The organism is Actinomadura sp. (assembly GCF_044508335.1).
Lineage (GTDB): Bacteria > Actinomycetota > Actinomycetes > Streptosporangiales > Streptosporangiaceae > Spirillospora.
Window position 1 is genome coordinate 1 of record NZ_JBIQHY010000137.1, and the last position, 4,251, is coordinate 4,251.

The following is a 4,251-nucleotide window of genomic DNA, read 5'->3' on the forward strand; positions in this document are numbered from 1 at the left end:
CGAACCCGGCGATGGTGCCGGTGGCGACGCCGGCGACGACGGAGGTGTGGCGGAACTCCTCGCGGGCCGCGGGGTTGGTGATGTGGACCTCGATGAGCGGGGCGGTGCGCTGCGCCAGGGCGTCGCGGAGGCTGTAGGAGTAGTGGGTGAAGGCGGCCGGGTTCAGCACGATGGGGACGCGCTCGTCGGCGGCCTCGTGCACCCAGCGCACCATCTCGGCCTCGTCGTCGGTCTGCCGGACCTCCACGCTCAGGTCGAGGCGGCGGCCGGTGTCGCGGCAGAGTGCGGCGAGGTCGTCGAAGCTGGTCGTGCCGTACTTGTCGGGCTCGCGGACGCCGAGGCGCCGCAGGTTGGGGCCGTTCAGGACGAGCACGCGGGTCACGGGACCCTCCTCTCCGCGGTCATCGGCCGACCGCCCGGTAGGCGGCGGTGAGCAGCGCCTCGTCCGGCCCTTCGAGGCGGCCCGGCGACGCGATGCCGTCCAGGACGACGAAGCGGAGCGTCGTGCCGCGCGACTTCTTGTCGATGGTCATCGCGGCGCGCAGGCCGGGCCAGTCGGCGGCGTAGGAGACGGGCAGGCCGACCGAGGCGAGGATGTCGCGGTGCCGCTGGACGACGCCGTCCGGCAGCCGGCCGGCGAGCCGGGACAGCTCGGCGGCGTACACCATGCCGATCGCGACGGCGTGGCCGTGCCGGAACCGGTACTCCTCGGCCTTCTCGATGGCGTGGGCGAGGGTGTGGCCGTAGTTGAGGATCTCGCGGAGGCCGCTCTCCCTCAGGTCGGCCGACACCACCTCGGCCTTGACCCGGACCGCTCTTTCCACCAGCTCGCGGGTGTGCGGGCCGTCGGGGGACGCGGCGCCCTTCGGGTCGTCCTCGACCAGGCGGAGGATCTCCGGGTCGGAGATGAAGCCGGCCTTGATGATCTCGGCGAGGCCGCTGACGTAGTCCTCGTGCGGCATCGTCATCAGCGTCGCCAGGTCGCACAGGACGCCGGCGGGCGGATGGAACGCGCCGACGAGGTTCTTGCCCTCGGGGACGTTGATGCCGGTCTTGCCGCCGACCGCCGCGTCCACCATGCCGAGCAGCGTCGTCGGGACGAGGACCGAGCGGACGCCGCGCAGCCACGACGCCGCGGCGAACCCGGCGAGGTCGGTGGTGGCGCCGCCGCCGACGCCGACGACGGCGTCGGTGCGGGTCATCCCGGCGCGGGCGAAGGACGACCAGAGCCCGGCGAGGACGCCGACCTCCTTGGCGGCCTCGCCGTCCGGGACGGGCAGCGCGTGGACGGTGTACCCGGCCCGCTCGAGCGCGCCGCACACCGGCCGGGCGATCCCGGGGAGGCCCTCGGCGTGGACGACGGCGACGGCGCGGGCGCGGTCGCCGACCATGGCGGGCAGCTCGCCGAGGACGCCCGTCCCGATGACGACGTCGTACGGGTCGGCGCCGCCGACGTGCACCCGGGCCGACGTCACGCCGCCTCCAGGGCCTTGACGATCTCCTCGACGATGTCGGCGGGGTCGCGGCCGTCGGTGTCGACGCCGACGGTGCCGAGCCGCTCGTAGATGGGCAGGCGCTCCTCCAGCAGCTTGCGCATCTGGCTGCGCGGGTTCAGGACCAGCAGCGGCCGCGCGGAGTTGAGCCCGACCCGCTTGATCGCCTCGGGCAGGCCGACCCTCAGGTAGACGACCGTGTGCCCGGCGAGCAGCTCCTGGGTCTCCGCGGCGAGGATCGCGCCGCCGCCCAGCGAGACGACGCCCTCGTGCTCGGCGAGGGCGGCCGCGACGGCGGCGCGCTCCAGCTCGCGGAAGCGGTCCTCCCCGTCGTCGATGAAGATCTCGCCGATCGGCTTGCCCGCGGCGGCCTCCACGTCGGCGTCGGTGTCGCGCAGCGCGACGCCGAGGCGTTCGGCGAGCGCGCCGCCGATCGTGGTCTTGCCCGAGCCGGGCGGCCCGATGATGACTGCCTTCGGTCGCATGCTCCCGCTCACTTGATCGTCAGTGCGGACAGGTAGCCGCGCAGGTTGCGCGCCGTCTCCTCGGCGGAGTCGCCGCCGAACTTCTCCACCGCGGCGTCGGCGAGGACGAGCGCCGCCATCGCCTCGGCGACGACCCCGGCGGCCGGGACGGCGGTGACGTCGCTGCGCTGGTTGATCGCCTTGGCGGGTTCGCCGGTCTTGACGTCGATGGTGTCGAGCCGCCGCGGGACGGTCGAGATCGGCTTCATCGCGGCGCGCACCCGCAGCACCTCGCCGGTCGTCATGCCGCCCTCGACGCCGCCGGCCCGGTTCGTCCGGCGGCGCACCCCCTCGGGCGTGCCGTCGATCTCGTCGTGCGCCCGCGACCCGGGCCGCCGGGCGGTGGTGAACCCGTCGCCGAGCTCGACGCCCTTGATCGCCTGGATGCCCATCAGGGCGCCGGCGAGCCGCGAGTCGAGCCGCCGGTCCCAGTGGACGTGGCTGCCGAGGCCGGGCGGGAGCCCGTAGGCGAGGACCTCCACGACGCCGCCGAGGGTGTCGCCCGCCTTCTTCGTCTCGTCGATGTGCGCGACCATCGCCGCCGACGCCGCGGCGTCGAAGCAGCGGACGGGGCTCTGGTCGACCCGCGCGAGGTCGCCGGGCCCGGGCAGGACGCCGTCGGGCGCCGCGACCTCGCCGAGCGCGATCACGTGGCTGAGGACGTCCACGCCGAGGGCCTGCTTGAGGAACGCCTTGGCGACGGTCCCGAGCGCGACCCGCGCGGCGGTCTCCCGGGCGCTGGCCCGCTCCAGGACGGGGCGCGCGTCGTCGAACCCGTACTTCTGCATGCCCGCGAGGTCGGCGTGGCCGGGGCGCGGCTGCGACAGCGGCGCGTTGCGCGCCTGGGCGGCGAGGACGCCGGCGTCGACCGGGTCGGCCGCCATGACCGTCTCCCACTTCGGCCACTCGGTGTTGCCGATCTCGATCGCGACCGGCCCGCCGAGCGTCGCCCCGTGCCGGACGCCGCCGAGGATCCGCACCTCGTCCTGCTCGAACTTCATCCGGGCGCCCCGCCCGTGCCCGAGCCGCCGGCGGCGCAGTTCCTCGGCGATGTCCCCCGAGGTCACGCGCACACCGGCCGGCAGCCCCTCCACGATCGCGGTGAGGGCCGGGCCGTGGGACTCCCCCGCGGTCAACCAGCGCAGCATGACGACGATCCTATTGACTCCGCGCGCCCGCCCGTGACGGCGTCCAGCATCTGAGAGGCTCGTCGGCGGAGGTGGGGGGATGAGAAGGGCGCTGCTCGCGCAGGCGCGGGCGTCGGCCGAGCTGGGGTCGCCGATGTACGCGGAGCTGCTCCTCCGGGCGGCGGACGAGCCGGACGCGGTCGCCGGCGTGCTGGGAGACCGCACCGGCACGCGCCACATCCTGGGCATGCTCGGCACGGTGCACCGCATCGTCCTGGAGGGGCGGGCGCCGGAGCTGGCCGCGCACTACCCGACCGCGGGCGGGACGGAGGATCCGCTGCGGGCCTGGCCCGCCTTCCGGGACGTGCTCGCCGGGCACGCGGCGGAGATACGCGAGGGGCTCGCCGAACCGCCGCAGACGAACGAGGTCGGCCGGGCGGCGCCGCTGGTCGGCGGCCTGCTCACGGTCGCCGAGGCGGCCGGGCTGCCGGTCCGGCTGCTGGAGATCGGCGCGAGCGCGGGCCTGAACCTGCGGGCCGACCACTTCCGGTTCCTGTACGAGGGCGGCGCGTACGGGCCCGAGTCCCCGGTCGTCCTGGCGGACGCGTGGCGGGGCCTGCCGCCGGTGGGCGCGCCGCTGGCCGTCGCCGAGCGGCGCGGCTGCGACCCGAACCCGCTGGACGCGTCCTCCCCGGACGCGCAGCGGCGGCTGCTGTCGTACGTGTGGCCCGACCAGGCGGAGCGGGTCGCGCGGCTGCGGGCGGCGTTCGAGGTGGCGGCGCGGGTCCCGGCGGAGGTCGTGCGGATGGGCGCGGCCGACTTCCTGGACGGGCTCGCGCCGCGCGAGGGCGTCGCCACGGTCGTGTGGCACTCGACGATGCGCGCGTACCTGTCGCGGGACGAGGCCGCGCGCGTCGACCGCGGCATCGAGGAGGCGGGCGCGGCGGCCACCGCGGCGGCGCCGCTCGCCCACCTGTCGTTCGAGGGGCGCGACGCCTCCCGCCTCGACGCCGTCCAGGTGGTGACGCTGCGGCTGTGGCCGGGCGGCGAGCGCGCGGTCCTCGGCGAGGCCCCGGCGCACGGCCTCCCGACGACGTGGCTCTGACG

At 75.8% G+C, this 4,251-nt stretch carries 5 protein-coding genes; 1 reads left to right on the forward strand and 4 read right to left on the reverse strand.

Annotated elements, in window-relative coordinates; translation table 11 throughout:
• The 4 genes from ACIWVC_RS30235 to aroC form a co-directional block, all read right to left on the reverse strand.
• Window positions 1-382: type II 3-dehydroquinate dehydratase (locus tag ACIWVC_RS30235; protein ID WP_396454871.1), on the reverse strand; the 382-nt coding region annotated here is incomplete at its 3' end.
• Window positions 383-401: 19 nt separating this feature from the next.
• Window positions 402-1,475: a 3-dehydroquinate synthase gene (aroB, locus tag ACIWVC_RS30240; RefSeq protein ID WP_396448240.1), complete on the reverse strand. Its 1,074-nt coding sequence runs from the start codon at window positions 1,473-1,475 to the stop codon at window positions 402-404.
• Window positions 1,472-1,978: a shikimate kinase gene (locus tag ACIWVC_RS30245; RefSeq protein ID WP_396454872.1), complete on the reverse strand. Its 507-nt coding sequence runs from the start codon at window positions 1,976-1,978 to the stop codon at window positions 1,472-1,474. The genes aroB and ACIWVC_RS30245 overlap by 4 nt, the downstream gene beginning before the upstream one ends.
• Window positions 1,979-1,986: 8 nt before the next feature.
• On the reverse strand, window positions 1,987-3,165 hold the full coding sequence (gene aroC, locus ACIWVC_RS30250; RefSeq protein WP_396448242.1) for a chorismate synthase: 1,179 nt from the start codon (window positions 3,163-3,165) through the stop codon (window positions 1,987-1,989).
• Between the two features lie 79 nt (window positions 3,166-3,244).
• Between aroC and ACIWVC_RS30255 the strand changes: the two genes are divergently transcribed.
• The gene (locus ACIWVC_RS30255; RefSeq protein ID WP_396454873.1) at window positions 3,245-4,249 is read left to right on the forward strand and encodes a DUF2332 domain-containing protein; all 1,005 of its coding nucleotides are present in this window, start codon (window positions 3,245-3,247) and stop codon (window positions 4,247-4,249) included.
• The last annotated feature ends 2 nt before the right edge of the window (window positions 4,250-4,251 follow it).